This is a genomic window from Streptomyces sp. NPDC014656 (assembly GCF_043084305.1).
In the GTDB taxonomy this organism is placed as follows: domain Bacteria; phylum Actinomycetota; class Actinomycetes; order Streptomycetales; family Streptomycetaceae; genus Streptomyces.
Genome location: NZ_JBIBZN010000014.1, coordinates 38902 through 58444, shown reverse-complemented (window position 1 = coordinate 58444; position 19543 = coordinate 38902). Strand labels below are relative to the sequence as shown.

The window sequence follows — 19543 nt, the reverse complement described above, 5'->3', positions numbered from 1 at the left end:
TTTTTCGGCCCTGTTCGGGGCTCCCCTTAGGACGGGGCTGCGCGGGGGCGGGTTCATTCGCGCACGGGAAATTCTCAGGAAGTCGTCGGGGCGTCCGGGAAGTCGCCACGAGGGAAGGTTCGGACGTCTCATGGGTCTCACCAGTGGTGCGGCGGTCGTCACGGCGGTGGCGGCGGCCGTCGCGCTGTTCTCGGTCACGGTGCTGCTGTGGCCGCGGCTGGCCCGCCGGGGGTGGCGGCCGGTCCTCGGCAGGGTGGGGCTGTTGTTCGCGACGCAGCTGGCGCTGTTCGCGGCGGTGGGCCTCGCGGCGAACCGTTCCTTCCTCTTCTACGGTTCCTGGGCCGACCTGTTCGGCCAGGAGCAGGAGATGGGGGTGGTCGTGGACCACGGCGCCGCCTCCGGGGACGTGCGGGTGGTGGGGACGCGCGCGGTGGACGTGCCGGGCGGGGCGCGGCCGGCGGTGGGCGGGCAGATCCAGCAGGTGGTGGTGCGGGGCGACCGGTCGGGGATCACCTCGCCGGCCTTCGTCTACCTGCCGCCGGAGTACTTCCAGGAGCGGTACGCGAAGCGGTCGTTCCCGGCGGCGGTGGTGCTGACGGGGTATCCGGGGACCGCGGAGAACCTGATCAAGGGGCTGAAGTACCCGAGGACGGCGGCCCTCCAGGCGAAGGAGGGGCGGATGCAGCCGATGGTGCTGGTGATGCTGCGGCCGACGGTGGCGCCGCCGAGGGACACCGAGTGCGTGGACGTGCCGGGCGGTCCGAAGGCGGAGACCTTCTTCGCCGAGGACCTGCCGCGGGCGGTCTCGGAGACGTACCGGGTGGGGAAGAAGGCCCGGAACTGGGGGTTCATGGGGAACTCGACGGGCGGCTACTGCGCGCTGAAGATCGCGCTGCACCACCCGGACCGGTTCGCGGCGGGGGCGGGCTTCTCCGCGTACTACCGGGCGGCGGAGGACGTGACGACGGGTGACCTCTTCCACGGGGACGAGGGGCTGCGCCGCCGGGCCGACCTGCTGTGGAGCCTGGACCACCGTCCGCAGCCCGCCTCCTCGTTCCTGGTGACGACGTCGAGGTCCGGGGAGGGGAACCTGAGGGAGACCCGGGAGTTCGTCCGGAAGGTGCGGAGCCCGGCCCGGGTCTCCTCGATCACGCTGGAGAGCGGTGGCCACAACTTCACCACGTGGAACCGCGAGATCCCGCCCGGTCTGGTGTGGATGAGCGGGAAGCTGCGCGCGGACTGACCGCTACGAAGTGCTGCGGCGCAGGGCGCGGTGGACCCCGGCGGGGGTGAGGGTGCCGAGCGGGCGGCCGTCCGCGCCGGTGACCGTCAGCCGCCCGGAGTCGTCCTGGAGGAGCAGTGCGAGCGCGTCCTTGAGGCTGCCGCCGAGGGGGACGGAGCGGGGGCCGGAGGCGGGTACGGGCTCTGCTTCGCCACGCGCGCGCGTGGCGGGGGCCGGGGCGACGGCGTCCGGCAGCGGGTCGAGGTCCTCGGCGGTGACGGGGGTGACGGCGAGGCGCTTGAGGGCGCGGTCGCCGCCGACGAAGTCGGCGACGTACGGAGTGGCGGGGGAGGCGAGGACGGTGGCCGGGGCGTCGAACTGCTCGATGCGGCCCTGTCCGTAGACGGCCATGCGGTCGCCCATCCGGACGGCCTCCTCGATGTCGTGGGTGACGAGGAGGACGGTCTTGCGGACGGTGGCCTGGAGGGCGAGGAACTCGTTCTGGAGCCGTTCGCGGACGACCGGGTCGACGGCGCCGAAGGGCTCGTCCATGAGGAGGACCGGCGGGTCGGCGGCGAGGGCGCGGGCCACGCCGACGCGCTGGCGCTGTCCGCCGGAGAGCTGGGCGGGGTAGCGGGGGCCGTGGACGGCGGGGTCGAGGCCGACGAGTTCGAGGAGTTCGGCGGCACGCGCGCGTGCGGCGGCCTTCTTCCAGCCGAGCAGGGCGGGGACGGTCGCGGTGTTGTCGAGGACCGTGCGGTGGGGGAAGAGCCCGACCTGCTGGATGACGTAGCCGATCTTGCGGCGCAGGGCGACGGGGTCCACCCCGGCGACGTCCCGGCCGTCGACGAGGACGCGGCCGGAGCTCGGCTCGACCAGCCGGTTCACCATCATCATCGTGGTCGTCTTGCCGCAGCCGGAGGGGCCCACGAGCGTGACGAGCTCACCTTCGGCGACCTCGAAGGAGAGGTCGTCGACCGCGGTGGTGCCGTCCGGATAGCGCTTGGTCACCTGTTCGAACCGGATCATGGGTCCATTCTGGCCCCTCGCCACCGGGTGTGTGTGAAGGCGGTGTTGCGACGAGGTGGCGGATCGGCGGCACGGCCCCCGGACCGGCCCCGTTGTCGGTGGCGGACGCTAGGGTCGCCGTACACACGTTCTCACGACGGCGACCTGGGGGGAGGTCCGGATGAGCTCGCCGAACTGCCTGGTCGGAAACGACTGGATCTGCGGGGAGTACCTGCGCACCCGCCGCGAGGAGCTGACCGAGGCCCTGGTCCAGCACATCGGCCTCACCGCCGCGTCCGTGGCGATCGCGCTGCTCGTCGCCGTGCCGCTGGCCCTCCTCGTGCGGGCCCGGCCGCGGCTGGCCGCCCCGGTCCTCGGACTGACCACGCTGCTCTACACGGTGCCGTCGCTCGCCATGTTCTCCCTGCTGCTGCCCGTCCTCGGCCTCTCCTCGGCGCTCGTCGTCACCGGTCTGGTGCTGTACGCGCTGACGATCCTGGTGCGCAACGCGCTGGCCGGGCTCGAAGCCGTCCCGGCGGAGACCAGGGAGGCGGCGCGCGGGCTCGGCTTCGGGCCCTGGCGGCTGCTCTGGCAGGTCGAACTGCCGCTCGCGCTGCCGGTCCTGATGGCCGGCGTCCGGATGGCCACCGTCTCCACGATCGCGCTCACCACGGTCGGCTCGGTCGTCGGCCGCGGCGGCCTCGGCAATCTCATCGAGGACGCCCTGCCCACCTTCTTCAAGGCGCAGGTGCTCGCCGCCTCGGTGCTCTGCGTGCTGCTCGCCGTCGTCGCCGACCTGCTGCTCCTGGGTGTCCAGCGGCTGCTCACGCCCTGGTCCCGGGCCCAGGGCGCACCGGGGGGTGGGTGAGGTGGGGGTCGTGACGGACGCGTGGACCTGGCTCACCACCGGTGCGCACTGGACCGGCGAGGAGGGCGTCGGCGCGCGCCTGGCCGAGCACGTGTACGTGAGCGTGCTGGCGCTGCTGATCGCCGGGGCCCTAGCCCTGCCGCTCGGGCTGTGGCTGGGGCACCTCGGGCGCGGCGGCGCGCTGGCGGTCAACGTGTCGAACGTGGGGCGGGCGGTCCCGGTCTTCGCCGTCCTCGCCCTCTTCATGGTCTCCCCGCTGCGGAACGCGGGATATGTGCCGACCGTGACCGCCCTGGTCCTCTTCGCGATACCGCCGCTGCTGACCAACGCGTACGTGGGGGTCCGCGAGGTCGACCGGGCGGCCGTCCGGGCGGCCCGGGGCATGGGGATGACGGGCGGTCAGGTCTTCCGCCGGGTGGAACTCCCGCTGGCCGCCCCGGTGGTGATGACCGGGGTCCGGTCCGCCGCCGTGCAGGTGGTCGCGACCGCGACCATCGCCGCCATGGTCGGCCAGGGCGGCCTCGGCCGGATCATCACCGCGGGCTTCGCGCTCTACGACACCGCGCAGGTGGTCGCGGGGGCCGTCCTGGTGGCCCTGCTCGCGCTGGTGGTGGAGGGCGTGCTGGTGGTACTGGACCGGCTGCTCGTGCCCCGGCCGCCCCGGACTTGACGTATGTGCACACCGACAGCGAAGGACTGAAGTCGTGAACAGGATCTCGCGCGCCACGGGCGCGCTGCTGGGTGCCGCCGCGCTGGCCGTCTCGCTCACCGCGTGCGGCGGCGACAGCCTGGAGCAGGGCAAGGAGAAGACCTCCTCCGGGTCCGGCGGGGACAAGGGCTCCCTGGTCGTGGGCGCGGCCGCGTTCACCGAGTCGAAGGTGCTCGCCGAGCTGTACGCGCAGCTGCTGCGCGACACGGGGTACTCGGTCTCGGTCACCACGGTGAAGAACCGGGAGCTGTACGAGCCGGCCCTGGAGAAGGGCGAGATCGACGTCGTGCCGGAATACGCGGCGACGCTCGCGGAATTCCTCAACGCGAAGGTGAACGGCCCGAAGGCGCCCGAGGAGAAGCCGGTCGCCTCGGGTGACGTGAAGGCCACCGTGGACGCGCTGCGCGCGCTGGCGGAACCGCGCGGACTGCGGGTCCTGGAAGCCGGGGAGGCGGTCGACCAGAACGCCTTCGCCGTGTCGAAGGAATTCGCCGCGAAGAACAAGCTGAAGACCCTTTCCGATCTCGGCGCGGCGAAGCTGAAGGTGAAGATCGCGGCGGGCGACGAATGCGCGGTCCGGCCCTTCTGCGCCCCCGGTCTGAAGAAGACGTACGGGATCGACGTGGCGGGCGTCGACCCCAAGGGCGTCGGCACCCCGCAGGCCAAGCAGGCGGTCAAGGACGGGGTGGACCAGCTGGTCCTGACGACCACCACGGACGCCACGGTGGACGGCTTCGGCCTGGTCTTCCTGGAGGACGACAAGCGCCTGCAGAACGCCGACAACGTGCTGCCGGTGGTGAACGCGAAGGAGGCCGGGGCGCCCGAGGTCACTGCCGCCCTCGACAAGATCACCAAGGTGCTGACCACCGCGGATCTCGCCGAACTCAACCGCAAGGTGGACGCCGAGCGGGCGAAGCCCGAGGACGTCGCCGCCGCCTATCTGAAGGAGAAGGGGCTGGTCGGCAAGTAGACGCCGGAGAGGGGAAGTCGGCCCGAAGCGGAAGCGGAACGCGGTCTCTCCGATTCCGTTGTCGAGAAGTGGCCAAATGATTGCCGGGCCGACCTCCCACGCCTTGCGTACGCACGGTAAATTTCAGGCCATGCCACGTGGACGCCACCGTCATTCCCCGCCTCTGCACAAGCTGATGCCGCCCTCCGCGGTCGCCGGCGCCGCGGCCGTCTGCGCCGCGGCGGCCTGGATCCCCGGGGAACTCGTGGTCGTGCGGCTGCTCGCCGCCGCGGCGGCCGCCGCCGCCGTCACCGGTGCCGTCCTCATGCGCGGCTGGGACCGCAGCGCCGGCCGCCAGGTCGCCGAGCTGACCCGCGCCCGCACCGCCGACCAGTGGAAGGCCGAGGAGCGCCTCGCCGAGCTGGAGGCGGACCTGGAGGAGTCCCGCGCCCTGCGCATCCGCCTGGACGCCAAGCTCCGCGCCAAGCGCGTCGAACTGGCCGGGCTGCGCGGCGAGCACGCCGACCTGCTGCGCCGCTACGCCACCGCCGAGACCGAGCGCGCCAGCGCCCTGGAGGGCCGCCGCGTCCTGGCCCAGGCCACCGCGGGCGACGCCCCCAAGGAGCTGACCGCCGCCGGGTCGGCGCCCACCCCGGAGGCGTACCGCCGCGCCGCCGAGGCCCTGCGCGACCTGCCCCGCAACGCCGCCGCCCAGCGGGCCCGCCGCACCGCCGAGGCGGCCCGCGCGCGCGACCTCGCCGAGCGCGCCGCCGAGTCGGAGGAGCCGCGCGGCCGGCACGCCGCCGAGCAGCACACCCGCCCGGCGGCCCAGGAGGCCCCGGCGGCCCTCGGCCCGGCCGCGGCCCCCGCGAAGGCGCTGCCCCCGGCGGCCGCCCCGGCCCAGGACCGTTCCCCTGCGGTCCCCGCGGCCAGCGCGATCGTCCCGTACGCGGCCCGCCGGCCCGTCCAGCGCACCGAGGGCGGCTTCGACTTCTTCGGCACCCAGAAGGCGGCGATCGAGGCCGTCCAGGACACCGACCTCGCCGACGTGGTGGGCGAGGAGGTCCTGGAGGAGGCCCGTGCCGCCGCCCGGCCCGCCCTCGCGCCCGAGGCGCAGAGCCCGGCCCCGGCCCTGACCACGGTGCCCGCCTCGGCCGCCGTCCAGGCCCCGGCCGCCGTCCCCGCCGCCCGGGAGGACGAGCCCGTCGTGGTCCGCCCCTCCGCCACCGGCCCGATCGGTCAGGTCATCGACCTGACCGCGCACGACGAGACCGAGCAGCTGGACCTCGCCGAGCTGCGCGGCGCCGTCAACCAGTGACCGGCCGCCTCGGCCTCCTCCTGCCGGAGGAGGCGCGGGCCCGCCGGGACGAGCTGATCGCCCTGTGCGCCCAGGCGTTCGCCGGCGCCCCCTGGCACGAGCCGCCGCTCGGCGCGGTACGGACCGTGGACCGGCTCCTCGACTCCGCCGCCCGTCGCCCCGGCTTCCACGCGGCGGTCTCCCTGGGCCCCGACGACGAACTCCTCGGACTCGCCGCGGGCTGGACCGACACGGCCCTCTCCGGCGCCGCCCCCGCCTTCGAGCTCGCCGAACTCGTCGTCGCCCCCGCCCGTCAGGGACGCGGCCTCGGCCGCTCCCTCCACGACGCCCTGCTGGTGGCCGCCGGGGCCGGCCCCGCCCTGCTGATGACCCTCGACGTACCGGAACTGACGGACCGGTACGCGCGCTGGGGCTGGACGGTCGTCGACCGCCGCCGCCCCGGCCGGGAGACCCGGGACTACGTGGTGATGCGCCGGGGCTGAGCCGCCCGGGCGGTCACTTGTCGATGTCGCCGACGACGAAGAAGAACGACCCCAGGATCGCGACCATGTCCGCGACCAGCGTCCCCGGCAGCAGCTCCACCAGCGCCTGGATGTTGTTGTACGACGCCGAGCGCAGCTTCAGCCGGTACGGCGTCTTCTCGCCCTTCGACACCAGGTAGTAGCCGTTCAGCCCGAGCGGGTTCTCGGTCCAGGCGTACGTGTGTCCCTCCGGGGCCTTCAGCACCTTCGGGAGGCGCTGGTTGACCGGCCCCCGCGGCAGCTCGTCCAGCCGGTCCAGGCAGGCGTCCGCCAGCTCCAGGGAGTTGTGCGTCTGCTCCAGCAGGCACTCGAAGCGGGCCAGGCAGTCGCCCTCCTCGCGGACCACGACCCGCAGGGTGTCCTGGAGCTCCCCGTAGGCCAGGTACGGCTCGTCGCGCCGCAGGTCGAAGTCGACGCCGGAGGCGCGGGCGATCGGCCCGGACACCCCGAAGGCGTGCACGGTCTCCCGGCCCAGGACGCCGACCCCGCGCGTGCGGGCCCGGAAGATCTCGTTCCCGAGGACCAGCCGGTCGTACACGTCCATCCGCGAGCGCACGTCCGCGACCGCCTGCCGGGCCCGGCCGAGCCAGCCCGCCGGCAGGTCCTCCTTGAGGCCGCCGACCCGGTTGAACATGTAGTGCATCCGGCCGCCCGAGACCTCCTCCATCACCGTCTGGAGCTCCTCGCGCTCCCGGAAGGCGTGGAAGACGGGCGTGATCCCGCCCAGCTCCAGCGGGTACGAGCCCAGGAACATCAGATGGTTGAGGACCCGGTTCAGCTCCGCCAGCAGCGTCCGCAGCCAGACGGCCCGCTCCGGGACCTCCATGCCGAGCATCCGCTCGACGCCCATCACCACGCCGAGCTCGTTGGAGAAGGCGGAGAGCCAGTCGTGGCGGTTGGCCAGCATGACGATCTGGCGGTAGTCGCGCGCCTCGAAGAGCTTCTCGGCGCCCCGGTGCATGTAGCCCACGACCGGCTCGGCGTGCCGGATCACCTCGCCGTCGAGCACCAGCCGCAGCCGGAGCACGCCGTGCGTGGAGGGGTGCTGGGGGCCGATGTTCAGCACCATGTCGGTGCTCTCCGCCGCGCCGCCGATGCCGACCGTGGTCTCCGTCATGCCGGACAGTATCCCCCGCCGGACGCCCCGCCCACGGGCGAGCCCCCGGCCTGTGGAGAACCCGGCTCGGGGAAGACCCGGCTCGGGGAGACCCGGCTCACGGAGGAGCAGGCCCGTGGAGAACCCGGCCCGTGGAAAACCCGGCCCCGCGGGCTCACACCCGCTGGCTCAGCCACAGGAAGTCGCCCAGCCCGCCGCGCGCGGTCAGTTCGGCCGCCTCCCCGGCGGCGGCCAGCGCCCGTACGTACGCCGCCGGATCGGACGAGGCGAGCGCCAGCGGCGGCCGGGCGCCCGACACCCCGAGCCGGCGCAGCGCCTCCCGCTGGGTCGTCAGCTCCGCCGCGCGCGCGGGGACCGCCGCCGCGCAGGCGTCCAGGGCCACGTGGGAGGTCAGGTCCCCGGCGCCGTCCGGGACCGGGGCCACCTCACGGCCCGCCCGGAAGCCGGTCAGGGTGCCGAAGGGCGGCCGGGACCCCCGCAGGTGCCCGTAGTCCACCGCCACCGCCCGGCCCGCCGCCAGCGAGCCGGCCGCCGCCGCCCACGCCTCGTCCCGGGGCCGGCCGATCTCGGCCCGCTCGCCCGGCCCGGACAGCGGCCACCAGCGGGCCAGCCACTCCGCGTCCGGGCCCGTGACCGGGGCGCCCAGCCGCTCCGTACCGTCGGCGCGGACCTCCACGTACCGCACGGTGCCGTCCTCGTCCGCCTCGGCGACGTCCACCGGCACGTTGTCCAGCCACTCGTTCGCGAAGAGCAGGCCCCGCGCGCCCTCCGGCGGCCGGCCGGTCCACTCCACGCGCGCGTCCAGCCCGTCCGGCCGGGCGGCCCGCTCCACCGCGTACGCCCGCACCCGCAGCCCCGCCGGGACCGCCGCGAGCACCCCGGCCGACAGCTCGCCCCGGCCCGCGCCCACGTCCACCAGGGCGACCTCGTCGGTGTCCAGCTCCTCGGCCGTCTCCACCAGCAGCCGGGCCACCGCCGCCGCGAAGAGCGGCGAGGCGTGCACCGAGGTCCTGAAGTGGCCGGCCGGACCCTCGGGGCGCAGGTAGAAGCCGCCGGGGCCGTACAGCGCCCGCTCCGTGGCCTCCCGCCAGCCCCGCCACCGCGCCGCGCCCTCCGGCGGCCGTCCCGTCCCGTCCGTCACGTCATCCGTCACGCGCCCCAGTCTCCACCCCGGGGTGTACGGGTCCCGCCGCGAGGATCGACCGCTCGGTTGATCCCCGGCCCCCGCCCTTTCCCTACGCTGGGTCACGTGCAGCGCCTCTACGACTTCATCCGCAGCCACCCGACGGGCGTCGACGTCTTCTGGGCCGTCGTCCTCCTCGGGTTCTCCGCGCTGTGGATCGGGTCGATGCCGGACCTCGACCCCGCCGTCGGCTACGGGGCGGTCGCCACGCTCTTCTCCGTGGTCGTCGCCCTGCGGCGGCGGGCCCCGGAGCGCATGCTGCTGCTGGCCGTCGCCCTCGGCTTCGTCCAGCTGCTCCTCGACATCGAGCCCTTCATGGCGGACTTCGCCATGCTCGTCGTCATCTTCACCGTCGCCGCCCACGACGGCCCCCGCTGGGCCTCCCGGCTCGCCCTCGCCGGCGGGCTCTGCGCGGCCCCGCTCTCCCAGCTGAGATGGCCGCTGGAGGAGACCGTCTCGGTCCCCGCCCAGGTCTTCTTCACGGTGATCATGGCCGTGCCGTTCGCGCTGGCCTGGGTCCTCGGCGACTCGCTGCGCACCCGCCGCGCCTACTTCGCCCAGCTGGAGGAGAAGGCCGCCCGCCTGGAGCGGGAGCGGGAGGCGCAGGCCAAGGTCGCGGTGGCCGCCGAGCGGGCCCGGATCGCCCGCGAACTCCACGACGTCGTCGCCCACAACGTGTCCGTGATGGTCGTGCAGGCCGACGGCGCCGCCTACGTCATGGACACCTCCCCGGAGACCGCCAAGCAGGCCCTGGAGACCATCTCCACCACCGGCCGGCAGGCGCTCGCCGAGATGCGCCGGCTGCTCGGCATCCTGCGCACCGGCGAGCACCGGGAGGCGGGGGAGTACGTGCCGCAGCCCGACGTGGAGCAGATCGAGGAGCTCGTCGAGCAGGTCAGGGGCGCCGGGCTCACCGTCGACCTCACCGTCGAGGGCACCCCGCGCGAGCTGCCCACCGGCGTCGGCCTGACCGCCTACCGGATCGTCCAGGAAGCCCTCACCAACACCCGCAAGCACGGCGGTCCCGACGTCGGCGCCAGCGTCCGCCTCGTCTACTTCGACGACGGCCTCGGCCTGCTCGTCGAGGACGACGGCCGGGGGGCGCCCCAGGAGATGTACGAGGACGGCGGCGCCGACGGGCGGGGCCACGGCCTCATCGGCATGCGGGAGCGGGTCGGCATGGTGGGCGGCACCCTGGACGCGGGCCCGCGTCCGGGCGGAGGCTTCCGGATCAGCGCCCTGCTGCCGCTCAAGCCCGCACACTGAGAGCCCGTGCCCCGTCCCCACCCCACCGAAGGAACCGCATGTCCATCCGCGTGATGCTCGTCGACGACCAGGTGCTCCTGCGCACCGGTTTCCGCATGGTGCTGGCCGCCCAGCCGGACATGGAGGTCGTGGCGGAGGCGGGCGACGGGGCGGAGGCCCTGGAGGTGCTGCGCGCCACCGCCGTCGACGTGGTCCTCATGGACGTCCGGATGCCGCGCCTCGACGGGGTGGAGGCGACCCGCCGGATCTGCGCGGCGCCCGACGCCCCGAAGGTCCTCATCCTGACCACCTTCGACCTCGACGAGTACGCCTTCTCCGGCCTGAAGGCGGGCGCGAGCGGCTTCATGCTGAAGGACGTGCCGCCGGCCGAGCTGCTGGGCGCGATCCGCTCGGTGCACAGCGGCGACGCCGTGGTCGCCCCCTCGACCACCCGCCGCCTCCTCGACCGCTTCTCCCCGATGCTCCCGTCCTCCGGACGGGAGCCCGAGCACCGCGAGGTGGAGAAGCTGACCGAGCGCGAGCGCGAGGTCATGCTCCTGGTCGCCCAGGGCCTCTCCAACGGCGAGATCGCCGCCCGGCTCGTCCTGTCGGAGGCGACGGTCAAGACCCACGTGGGCCGCATCCTCACCAAGCTGGGTCTGCGCGACCGCGTCCAGGTCGTCGTCCTCGCGTACGAGACGGGCCTGGTCCGCGCGGGCGGCGCCAAGGGCTGAGCCGCCGGCCCGGACGCCCGCCCCGGCCCCGGCTCCGGTACGGCGCTCAGCGCAGCACCGACTCCAGGAAGTCGCTGCCCAGGCGGGCGACGACGGAGAAGTCGAGCTGGTGCAGGACGTAGCGGCCCCGGCGGCGGGTGGTGAGCAGACCGGCCCGGCGCAGGACGGCCAGGTGGCGGGAGACCTCGGGGGCGGTGATGCCGTGCGTGTCGGCCAGCTCGCTCGTCGAGTACGGGCCGCGCGCCAGGCTGCGGCACATCCGCATCCGCACCGGGTGGGCGAGCGCCTCCAGCCGGAGCCGCACGGCCTCGACGGACTCCAGGCCGCCGACCTCCCGGCTCGCCGCCGGGTACATGATCACCGGCTGCCAGCCGGGCGAGTACACGGCGATCAGGTGCGGCCGGCCGAAGGCGCTCGGCAGCAGGGTCACCGCCCCGGCCCGGGCGTCCGTACGGGCCTCCATCAGCTTGTCGACGACGATCCGGGCGCCCTCGCCGTCCTCCTCCAGGCGCATCGCCCCCGAGGCGTCCGCGAGGGCGTCGGCCAGCCCCTTGTGGCGCATCAGCTCCGTCTTGTGGCGGGCGTCGGCGGCGAGCTGCACCCGGAGCCGCCGCCAGGTGTCGGCGAAGAAGGCCGCGTCGCAGTCCTCCAGGAGACGCCGGAGCCACGCGCGCGTGGCGGCGGGCGCGGTGATCATCCGCTCCGCGAACGCCGCCTGGAGCGGGCCGCGCGCGGCGGCCAGGTCCAGGGCGCGCCGCCGGGACCGCTCGTCGACCAGCGGGGAGGGGATGCCGCCCCGGGCGTAGGCGGGGCTGCAGGAGATCTCCAGGGCGGCGCCGACGAAGGTCTCGTCGTCGATGCGGTCGAGGTCGTCGAGCTCCTCGGCCAGGGTCTCGCGGGGCCGCGCGGGCAGCAGGAAGTCGGAGCGGGTCGACCGCCACATGAAGTCGGCTTCCAGGAGCCGGTCGGCGAGGCCGGGGTCGAGCGCGGTGGCGGTCGCCGTCGCCCACGCGTGGTGCCCGGGGTGGTGGCCCGGCTCCGCCAGGACGTGGAGGGCGTTGCCGAGTTCGGCCAGCGGCGAGGGGCTGAAGACGATCCGCTCGGCCGGCACTCCGGTGATGTCGATGGTCACGCTCACGCCCCCATGGTGCGGGATGCCCCCGGGAGGCCGTCGCTCCGATTGACGAGGGCCGTCAATCGGAGGGCGGGGCCGCCCGGCGCGGTCCCAGGGTGAGCCCATGGACGCGCTGCAGCAGCACCTCTTCGACAGCTACCGGGCCGCGCGGCGGGGCGAGCCCGCGCCGCCCGCCCCCGGCACCCACGACGCGGCCGTGCTGCGGGGGCTGCGCGACCACCGCCGCTTCGAGCGGGTGGTGGCCGGCCGCCCCGCGACCGGCCGCCTCCGCGCGGCCCTGGCCCGCCTGACGTCCCGCCTCGGCCCCGGGCGGGCGCCGGAGAGCCCGACGCGCCCGTCCTGACGGTGCGCCGGGGAGGCGGGTACGCCCGTCCTGACCGCGCGCCGGGGAGGCCGGTACGCCCGTCCTGACCCCGCGCCCGCCCTGACCGGACGCCGGACGCCGGGCGACAGACGCCCCGCACCGCGCCCCACGCCGCCGGCCCCCCGCGCCGCGCCTCAGCCGTCGACGAGCGCCAGGAAGTCCCGTACGGCCGCCCTGACGTCCTCGGCGGTCCACTCCAGGCCCGCCGCCGACACCGTCACCTCGGTGACGGCGACGCCCGGCGGACCGCCCGCGCCCGGGGCGAACCAGCGGCGGAAGAGACAGGTCCCGGTCCGCTCGGTCTGGGCCAGCGCGGCCGCCGTGAGGACGTCCGGCGGGTACGGCAGCCACACCTGGAACTGGTGGGTGTGCGGCACCTCCGGATGCACCCGGGACCAGCCCGGGCCGCCCTTCTCCGCGAGCGCCTCGCGCAGCGCCCCGGCCACCACGCGCGCGTGGGCCACGTACGAGGGCAGCCGGGGCAGCTCGGTGTCCAGGCCGCGCAGGGCGGCGAGCGCGGCCGGGTACTGCTGGAAGAGCAGGCCGCCGTACCGGTGCAGCCAGATCCGCGCCTCCGCCACCAGCTCCTCCGGGCCGGCGAGCGCGGCCCCGGAGATCCCGTCGAGGGACTTGTAGAACGAGACGTACACGCTGTCGGCGAGCCCGGCGATCTCCGCGAGCGGCCGGCCGAAGTGCGTCGGGCACTCCCACAGCCGGGCGCCGTCGAAGTGGACCACCGCCTCCCGCTCCCGGGCCGCCCCGACGGTCGCCGTCAGCTCCTCCCAGGACGGCAGCACGAAGCCCGCGGCCCGCAGCGGCAGCTCCAGCATCAGCGTCCCGAAGGGCTCCGGGTGGTCCCGCACCTCCTCCGCCGAGGGCAGCCGGGGTGCTCCCGTCGGGTGGACCGTCCGCAGTCCCGACACGGCCACCAGGGCGCCGTCCTCGTGGACCTCGGGGTGGGCGAGCGGGTGGAGGGCGACGACCGGGCTGCCGGTGCGGCCCGCCCAGCAGCGCAGCGCCACCTGCTGGGCCATGGTGCCGGTGGGGAAGAAGACGGCGGCGGGCATGCCCAGCTCCGTGGCGATCCGCTCCTCCAGGACCTCCACCAGGCCGTCGCCGTAGACGTCCAGGGCCGCGTCCGCGAGGCCCGCGCCCTCCGCCCAGTCGGCGAGCGCGCGCAGCCGGCCGCCGACCGTGCCCTCCACGGACGGGCGCCACAGCGACCGCGCGGCACCGCCCCACACCTGGGCCCGGTGGCGTCGCGCCGCCCCCTCGTCGACCGTCCCGTCCGACGCCTCGCCGGTCACCTCGCCGGCCGTTCCGCCGGTCACCTCGCCGGGTGCCCCCGGTGGCAGTTCATCCGCATCCATGGGCAGATCATCACACCGCCCCCCGCGCCTCCGCCCGCGACTTTCGGGCGGCCGGGGGAGGGACGAAACGCTGGCGTAGCATGACCAGAAATCGTCCGGTACCCGCCGAGGACTGGAACGGAAGGCCGTACCCACCGTGAACGCACCCGCAGCGCCAGAGCCCAGGGCCGAGGACCGGCCCGCCCGGCTCACCGTCGGGGTCGTCGGCGCAGGCCGCGTCGGCCCCGCCCTCGCCGCCTCCCTCCAGCTCGCCGGGCACCGCCCCGTCGCCGTCTCCGCGGTCTCCGACGCCTCCCGGCGCCGGGCCGCCGCGCTGCTGCCGGACGTCCCGGTGGTGGAGCCCGCGCGGGTGCTCGCGCTCGCCGACCTCGTCCTGCTCACCGTCCCGGACGACGCCCTGCCCGGCCTCGTCGAAGGACTCGCCGGGACCGGCGCCGTCCGGCCGGGCCAGCTGGTCGTCCACACCTCGGGGCGGTACGGCGCCCGGGTCCTGGACCCGGCCCGCCGCGCGGGCGCCCTCCCGCTGGCCCTGCACCCGGCGATGACCTTCACCGGCACCGCCGTCGACGTGCAGCGGCTGGCCGGCTGCTCCTTCGGGGTGACCGCTCCGGAGGAGCTGCGGCTCGCCGCCGAGGCACTGGTCATCGAGATGGGCGGGGAGCCCGAGTGGATCGCCGAGGAGGCCCGGCCGCTCTACCACGCGGCCCTCGCCCTCGGCGCGAACCACCTGGTCACCCTGGTGGCCCAGTCGATGGAGCTGCTCCGCACGGCCGGCGTCGCCGCCCCCGACCGGATGCTCGGCCCCCTCCTGGGCGCCGCGCTCGACAACGCGCTGCGGTCCGGCGACGCGGCCCTGACCGGCCCCGTCGCGCGCGGCGACGCCGGCACGGTCGCCGCCCACGTCGCCGAGCTCCGCAAGCACGCGCCCGGCACCGTCGCCGGCTACCTGGCCATGGCCCGGACGACCGCCGACCGGGCGCTCGCGCACGGTCTGCTCAAGCCGGAGCTGGCCCAGGACCTGCTGGGCGTCCTCGCCGCCGACACGACCGGCCCCGCCGACGGGCCGCGAGGAGACGACCGATGAGCCCGATCGACCGGAAGAGCCCGCGGCGCCACGCGCCGGCGGAACTGGTCCCCACGGTCGAGGACCTGGCGTACGCGCGCGCCCACTTCGGCGGCAAGCCGGGGCACAACGCCGTCGTCATGACCATGGGCGCCCTCCACGAGGGCCACGCCACCCTGATCCGGGCCGCCCGCGAGCGGGTCGGCGCCGACGGCTTCGTCGTCGTGACCGTCTTCGTCAACCCGCTCCAGTTCGGCGCCGGCGAGGACCTCGACCGCTACCCGCGCACCCTGGACGCCGATCTGGAGCTGGCCTTCGCCGCCGGCGCCAGCGCCGTCTTCGCCCCCTCCGCCGACGAGGTCTACCCCGGCGGGCGGCCGCAGGTCCGGATCACCGCCGGACCCATGGGCGAACTCCTGGAGGGCGCCTCCCGGCCCGGGCACTTCGACGGCGTCCTCACCGTCGTCGCCAAGCTGCTCCACCTCACCCAGCCCGACCTGGCCTTCTTCGGCCAGAAGGACGCCCAGCAGCTGGCCGTCATCCGCCGCATGGCGCGGGACCTGAACTTCCCGGTCGAGATCGTCGGCGTCCCGACGGTCCGCGAGACCGACGGCCTCGCCCTGTCGAGCCGCAACCGCTACCTGTCGGCCCCCGAGCGGCACACCGCCCTCACCCTGTCCCGGGCCCTGTTCGCCGCCCGCGACCGGCTCGCCGCGCAGGAGGCGCTGCACGCGCGCGCCGTCTCCCTGCCCGGCGCCCAGGGGCGGGCGGGGAACCGCGCCGAGGGGCTCTCCCGGCTGGGCGAGGCCCGGGCCGCCGCCGACGCCCACGCGGTCGCGCAGGCCGCCGAGGGCGGTGGCGCCGAGGCCGTGCGGGCGGCCGCCCGGGCGGTCCTGGACGAGGCCGCGAAGGCCGAGCCGCCGCTGGTCCTGGACTACCTGGCCCTGATCGACCCGGCCGACTTCACCGAGGTCGAGGACGACCACCGCGGCGAGGCGATCCTCGCGCTCGCCGCCCGCGTGGGCACCACCCGGCTGATCGACAACATCCCGCTGACCTTCGGAGCGACCCAGGGAGCCGCCTCGTGACCGGAATACGGCTGCACGCCCCCGCGCCCGGCTGGGCCATCGACGCCGACGTCGTCGTGGTCGGCTCCGGCGTCGCCGGACTGACCGCCGCCCTGCGCTGCACCGCCGCCGGGCTCCGTACGGTCGTCGTCACCAAGGCCAGCCTGGACGAGGGCTCCACCCGCTGGGCCCAGGGAGGCATCGCCGCCGCGCTCGGCGAGGGCGACACCCCCGGCCAGCACCTCGACGACACCCTCGTCGCCGGCGCCGGGCTCTGCGACGAGCCGGCCGTCCGCCTCCTGGTCACCGAGGGCCCGGACGCGGTCCGCCGGCTGATGGCCACCGGCGCCGACTTCGACCGCACCGAGGACGGCGAGATCGCCCTCACCCGCGAGGGCGGCCACCACCGGCGCCGGATCGCCCACGCGGGCGGCGACGCCACCGGCGCGGAGATCTCCCGGGCCCTGGTCGAGGCGATCCGCGAGCGGGGGGTGCGCACCGTCGAGAACGCGCTCGTCCTCGACCTCCTCAAGGACGAGCGGGGCCGCACGGCCGGCGTCACCCTGCACGTCATGGGCGAGGGCCAGCACGACGGCGTCGGCGCCGTCCACGCCCCCGCCGTGGTCCTCGCCACCGGCGGCATGGGCCAGGTCTTCTCGGCCACCACCAACCCGTCCGTCTCCACCGGCGACGGCGTCGCCCTCGCCCTGCGGGCCGGCGCCGAGGTCTCCGACCTGGAGTTCGTGCAGTTCCACCCGACCGTGCTCTTCCTCGGCGCGGGCGCCGAGGGCCAGCAGCCGCTGGTCTCCGAGGCGGTCCGCGGCGAGGGCGCCCACCTGGTGGACGCGGACGGCGTCCGCTTCATGCTCGGGCAGCACGAGCTGGCCGAGCTGGCGCCCCGGGACATCGTCGCCAAGGCGATCACCCGCCGCATGCAGGAGCAGGGCGCCGCGCACATGTACCTGGACGCCCGGCACTTCGGCGCCGAGATGTGGGAGCACCGCTTCCCGACGATCCTGGCCGCCTGCCGGGCGCACGGCATCGACCCGGTCACCGACCCGGTCCCGGTCGCCCCGGCCGCGCACTACGCCTCCGGCGGCGTCCGCACCGACCTGCGCGGCCGCACCACCGTCCCCGGCCTGTACGCCTGCGGCGAGGTCGCCTGCACCGGGGTGCACGGCGCCAACCGGCTCGCCTCGAACTCGCTCCTGGAGGGCCTGGTCTTCGCGGAGCGGATCGCCGCCGACATCGCGGAGCACGGCCCGCACCGCGAGGGCGCCCGCCAGGAGGCCGCCGAACCGAAGGTGCTGACCCTGCTCGCGCCCGAGGTCCGCCGGGAGATCCAGCGGATCATGACCCGGGACGCGGGCGTGCTCCGTTCGGCCGCGAGCCTGACGGCCGCCGCCGACGCCCTCGAAGCGCTCCGGCAGGACGCCGAGGAGGAGCGCAAGTCGGCCGAGCCGGGCGTCGAGTCCTGGGAGACCACCAACCTGCTGTGCGTGGCCCGGGTCCTGGTCGCGGCCGCCCTGGCCCGCGAGGAGACCCGGGGCTGCCACTGGCGCGAGGACCGCCCGGACCGGGACGACGAGCGGTGGCGCCGCCACCTGGTCGTCCGCCTCACGCCCGACCGCCGCCCGGTGGTGCGCACCACCGGGACCGCGGACTTTCCGCCCGTAACCCCCGAAGCCCCCAGGGAGCCGCAGCCGTGAGCACGCCCGAGGAAGCCCGTCCCGAGCCCGTGGACGTCCCTCTCATCCAGATCAGCTCGTACGAGGAGTCCGGCGGCTGCGGCGACGGCTGCGGCTGCGGCGACGCCGAGGAGTACGAGTGCGGGCTCGACCCCGCGCTCGCCCAGCTGCTCGCCGACGCCGGCCTCGACCCCGTACAGGTCGAGGACATCGCCCACCTGGCGATCGCCGAGGACCTCGACGGCGGCGTGGACGTGACGACCGTGGCGACCGTCCCCGAGGACGCCGTCGCGACCGCCGACTTCGTGGCCCGGGAGGCCGGCGTGGTCGCCGGCCTGCGGGTGGCGGAGGCGGTCCTGTCGATCGTCTGCACCGAGGAGTTCGAGGTCGAGCGGCACCGCGAGGACGGCGAGCGCGTCGAGCCCGGCGACCTGCTGCTCAGCGTCACCGCCCGCACCCGTGACCTGCTCACCGGCGAGCGCAGCGCGCTGAACATCCTGTGCCGCCTCTCCGGCATCGCCACCGCCACGCGCGCGTGGGCGGACGCCCTGGAGGGCACGAGGGCCAAGGTCCGCGACACCCGCAAGACGACGCCGGGCCTGCGCGCCCTGGAGAAGTACGCGGTCCGCTGCGGCGGCGGCGTCAACCACCGGATGTCGCTGTCGGACGCCGCGCTGGTGAAGGACAACCACGTGGTGGCGGCCGGCGGCGTCGCCGAGGCGTTCAAGGCCGTCCGGGAGGCCTTCCCCGAGGTGCCGATCGAGGTCGAGGTCGACACCATGCACCAGGTCCGCGAGGTCCTGGACGCGGGCGCCGACCTGATCCTGCTGGACAACTTCACCCCGGACGAGACCGGGGAGGCGGTGGCCCTGGTCGCCGGCCGCGCGGTCCTGGAGTCCTCCGGCCGGCTGACCCTGGAGAACGCGGCGGCGTACGCGGCGACCGGCGTGGACTACCTCGCGGTCGGCGGCCTCACGCACTCCTCCCCGATCCTCGACGTCGGCCTGGACCTGCGCGAGGTGCGCGGCTGATGCTGCTCACCATCGACGTCGGCAACACGCACACGGTCCTCGGGCTCTTCGACGGCGAGGAGATCGTCGAGCACTGGCGGATCTCCACGGATCCCAGCAGGACCGCCGACGAGATGGCGGTCCTGCTCCAGGGCCTGATGGGCATGCACCCGCTGCTCGGCGCCGAGCTGAGCGACGGCATCGAGGGGATCGCGATCTGCGCGACGGTCCCCTCGGTGCTGCACGAGCTGCGCGAGGTGACCCGCCGCTACTACGGGGACGTGCCGGCGGTCCTCGTGGAGCCCGGCGTGAAGACGGGCGTGCCGATCCTCACGGACAACCCGAAGGAGGTCGGCGCGGACCGCATCATCAACGCGGTCGCGGCGGTCGAGCTCTTCGGCGGCCCGGCGATCGTGGTCGACTTCGGCACGGCGACCACGTACGACGCGGTCACCGCGCGCGGGGAGTACGCGGGCGGCGCGATCGCCCCCGGCATCGAGATCTCGGTCGAGGCGCTGGGCGTGAAGGGCGCCATGCTCCGCAAGATCGAGCTGGTCCGGCCGCGCGGGGTGATCGGGAAGAACACGGTCGAGGCGATGCAGTCCGGCATCGTCTTCGGCTACGCGGGCCAGGTCGACGGCGTCGTCGCCCGCATGAAGCGCGAGCTGGTCGGCCCGAAGGGCGACCCCTCGGCCGTCACCGTGATCGCCACCGGCGGCCTCGCGCCGATGGTCCTGCGGGACTCGGCGGAGATCGACCGGCACGAGCCGTGGCTGACCCTGATCGGCCTGCGCCTGGTCTACGAGCGGAACGTCTCCCGCATGTGACCCCGCCCGCGCACGGGACCCCGCCCGCGCACGTGCTCCGCGCGGCCCCGGCGGGGTGTCCGGGCGGGTGGTCGGCCCTCGCGGCGGGGCCACGCGCGCGTGGCGGGAATCCGCAGGTGGGAGGAGGTCCGGGGGCCGACGCGCC

At 75.3% G+C, this 19543-nt stretch carries 19 protein-coding genes; 14 read left to right on the top strand and 5 right to left on the bottom strand.

The genetic code is table 11. From position 1 onward, the window contains the following. Window positions 1–130: 130 nt before the first annotated feature. On the top strand, window positions 131–1243 hold the full coding sequence (locus ACF1ED_RS27820) for an alpha/beta hydrolase (RefSeq protein WP_391764992.1): 1113 nt from the start codon (window positions 131–133) through the stop codon (window positions 1241–1243). A gap of 3 nt (window positions 1244–1246) precedes the next feature. Here ACF1ED_RS27820 and ACF1ED_RS27815 read toward each other — a convergent pair whose 3' ends face one another. Then, window positions 1247–2251, bottom strand: coding sequence for an ABC transporter ATP-binding protein (locus ACF1ED_RS27815; protein WP_391764990.1), 1005 nt, complete (start codon window positions 2249–2251; stop codon window positions 1247–1249). Between the two features lie 160 nt (window positions 2252–2411). Here ACF1ED_RS27815 and ACF1ED_RS27810 point away from each other — a divergent pair, with 160 nt between their 5' ends. The 5 genes from ACF1ED_RS27810 (at window position 2412) to ACF1ED_RS27790 (ending at window position 6556) form a co-directional block, all read left to right on the top strand. After that, window positions 2412–3098: an ABC transporter permease gene (locus ACF1ED_RS27810; protein WP_391764988.1), complete on the top strand. Its 687-nt coding sequence runs from the start codon at window positions 2412–2414 to the stop codon at window positions 3096–3098. Between the two features lies 1 nt (window position 3099). Beyond that, window positions 3100–3768: an ABC transporter permease gene (locus tag ACF1ED_RS27805; protein ID WP_391764986.1), complete on the top strand. Its 669-nt coding sequence runs from the start codon at window positions 3100–3102 to the stop codon at window positions 3766–3768. 34 nt (window positions 3769–3802) lie between these two features. Continuing rightward, window positions 3803–4777, top strand: coding sequence for an ABC transporter substrate-binding protein (locus tag ACF1ED_RS27800; RefSeq protein WP_391764985.1), 975 nt, complete (start codon window positions 3803–3805; stop codon window positions 4775–4777). A gap of 130 nt (window positions 4778–4907) precedes the next feature. Continuing rightward, window positions 4908–6074 (top strand): hypothetical protein, encoded by a 1167-nt coding sequence (locus ACF1ED_RS27795; RefSeq protein ID WP_391764983.1) that lies wholly within the window; start codon window positions 4908–4910, stop codon window positions 6072–6074. Then, window positions 6071–6556, top strand: a complete 486-nt coding sequence (locus ACF1ED_RS27790; protein WP_391764981.1) for a GNAT family N-acetyltransferase — start codon at window positions 6071–6073, stop codon at window positions 6554–6556. Before ACF1ED_RS27795 ends, ACF1ED_RS27790 begins: the two co-directional genes overlap by 4 nt. Window positions 6557–6569: 13 nt before the next feature. Here the strand turns inward: ACF1ED_RS27790 and ACF1ED_RS27785 are convergent, their stop codons facing one another. After that, window positions 6570–7712 carry an NADH-quinone oxidoreductase subunit D gene (locus ACF1ED_RS27785; RefSeq protein WP_391764979.1) on the bottom strand — a complete coding sequence of 381 codons (1143 nt, stop codon included), beginning with the start codon at window positions 7710–7712 and terminating at the stop codon, window positions 6570–6572. A gap of 154 nt (window positions 7713–7866) precedes the next feature. Beyond that, window positions 7867–8865: an SAM-dependent methyltransferase gene (locus tag ACF1ED_RS27780; protein ID WP_391764977.1), complete on the bottom strand. Its 999-nt coding sequence runs from the start codon at window positions 8863–8865 to the stop codon at window positions 7867–7869. Between the two features lie 96 nt (window positions 8866–8961). Here ACF1ED_RS27780 and ACF1ED_RS27775 point away from each other — a divergent pair, with 96 nt between their 5' ends. Together ACF1ED_RS27775 and ACF1ED_RS27770 are read left to right on the top strand one after the other, a co-directional pair. After that, complete coding sequence (locus ACF1ED_RS27775) at window positions 8962–10161, top strand: sensor histidine kinase (protein WP_391764975.1); 1200 nt, start codon at window positions 8962–8964, stop codon at window positions 10159–10161. Window positions 10162–10199: 38 nt separating this feature from the next. Beyond that, window positions 10200–10874 (top strand): response regulator transcription factor, encoded by a 675-nt coding sequence (locus tag ACF1ED_RS27770; protein ID WP_351851681.1) that lies wholly within the window; start codon window positions 10200–10202, stop codon window positions 10872–10874. 46 nt (window positions 10875–10920) lie between these two features. Here the strand turns inward: ACF1ED_RS27770 and ACF1ED_RS27765 are convergent, their stop codons facing one another. Further along, complete coding sequence (locus ACF1ED_RS27765; protein ID WP_391764973.1) at window positions 10921–12012, bottom strand: DUF5937 family protein; 1092 nt, start codon at window positions 12010–12012, stop codon at window positions 10921–10923. Window positions 12013–12112: 100 nt separating this feature from the next. Between ACF1ED_RS27765 and ACF1ED_RS27760 the strand changes: the two genes are divergently transcribed. Continuing rightward, complete coding sequence (locus tag ACF1ED_RS27760) at window positions 12113–12352, top strand: hypothetical protein (RefSeq protein ID WP_391764971.1); 240 nt, start codon at window positions 12113–12115, stop codon at window positions 12350–12352. Window positions 12353–12507: 155 nt separating this feature from the next. On the opposite strand, the gene ACF1ED_RS27755 is transcribed toward ACF1ED_RS27760, so the two are convergent. Continuing rightward, window positions 12508–13743 (bottom strand): threonine aldolase family protein, encoded by a 1236-nt coding sequence (locus tag ACF1ED_RS27755; protein ID WP_391764969.1) that lies wholly within the window; start codon window positions 13741–13743, stop codon window positions 12508–12510. Window positions 13744–13879: 136 nt separating this feature from the next. Here ACF1ED_RS27755 and ACF1ED_RS27750 point away from each other — a divergent pair, with 136 nt between their 5' ends. Genes ACF1ED_RS27750 through ACF1ED_RS27730 form a run of 5 tightly spaced genes read left to right on the top strand, consistent with a single transcriptional unit; the run spans window position 13880 to window position 19398 of the window. After that, window positions 13880–14827, top strand: coding sequence for a Rossmann-like and DUF2520 domain-containing protein (locus tag ACF1ED_RS27750; protein WP_391764967.1), 948 nt, complete (start codon window positions 13880–13882; stop codon window positions 14825–14827). Continuing rightward, a complete protein-coding gene (gene panC, locus ACF1ED_RS27745) occupies window positions 14824–15894 on the top strand; it encodes a pantoate--beta-alanine ligase (RefSeq protein ID WP_391764965.1) in 1071 nt (356 codons plus the stop codon). Before ACF1ED_RS27750 ends, panC begins: the two co-directional genes overlap by 4 nt. Continuing rightward, on the top strand, window positions 15891–17582 hold the full coding sequence (locus ACF1ED_RS27740) for an L-aspartate oxidase (RefSeq protein ID WP_391764963.1): 1692 nt from the start codon (window positions 15891–15893) through the stop codon (window positions 17580–17582). The genes panC and ACF1ED_RS27740 overlap by 4 nt, the downstream gene beginning before the upstream one ends. Further along, on the top strand, window positions 17579–18592 hold the full coding sequence (gene nadC, locus ACF1ED_RS27735) for a carboxylating nicotinate-nucleotide diphosphorylase (RefSeq protein WP_391764961.1): 1014 nt from the start codon (window positions 17579–17581) through the stop codon (window positions 18590–18592). The genes ACF1ED_RS27740 and nadC overlap by 4 nt, the downstream gene beginning before the upstream one ends. Next, window positions 18592–19398, top strand: coding sequence for a type III pantothenate kinase (locus tag ACF1ED_RS27730; protein ID WP_351851661.1), 807 nt, complete (start codon window positions 18592–18594; stop codon window positions 19396–19398). The genes nadC and ACF1ED_RS27730 overlap by 1 nt, the downstream gene beginning before the upstream one ends. The last annotated feature ends 145 nt before the right edge of the window (window positions 19399–19543 follow it).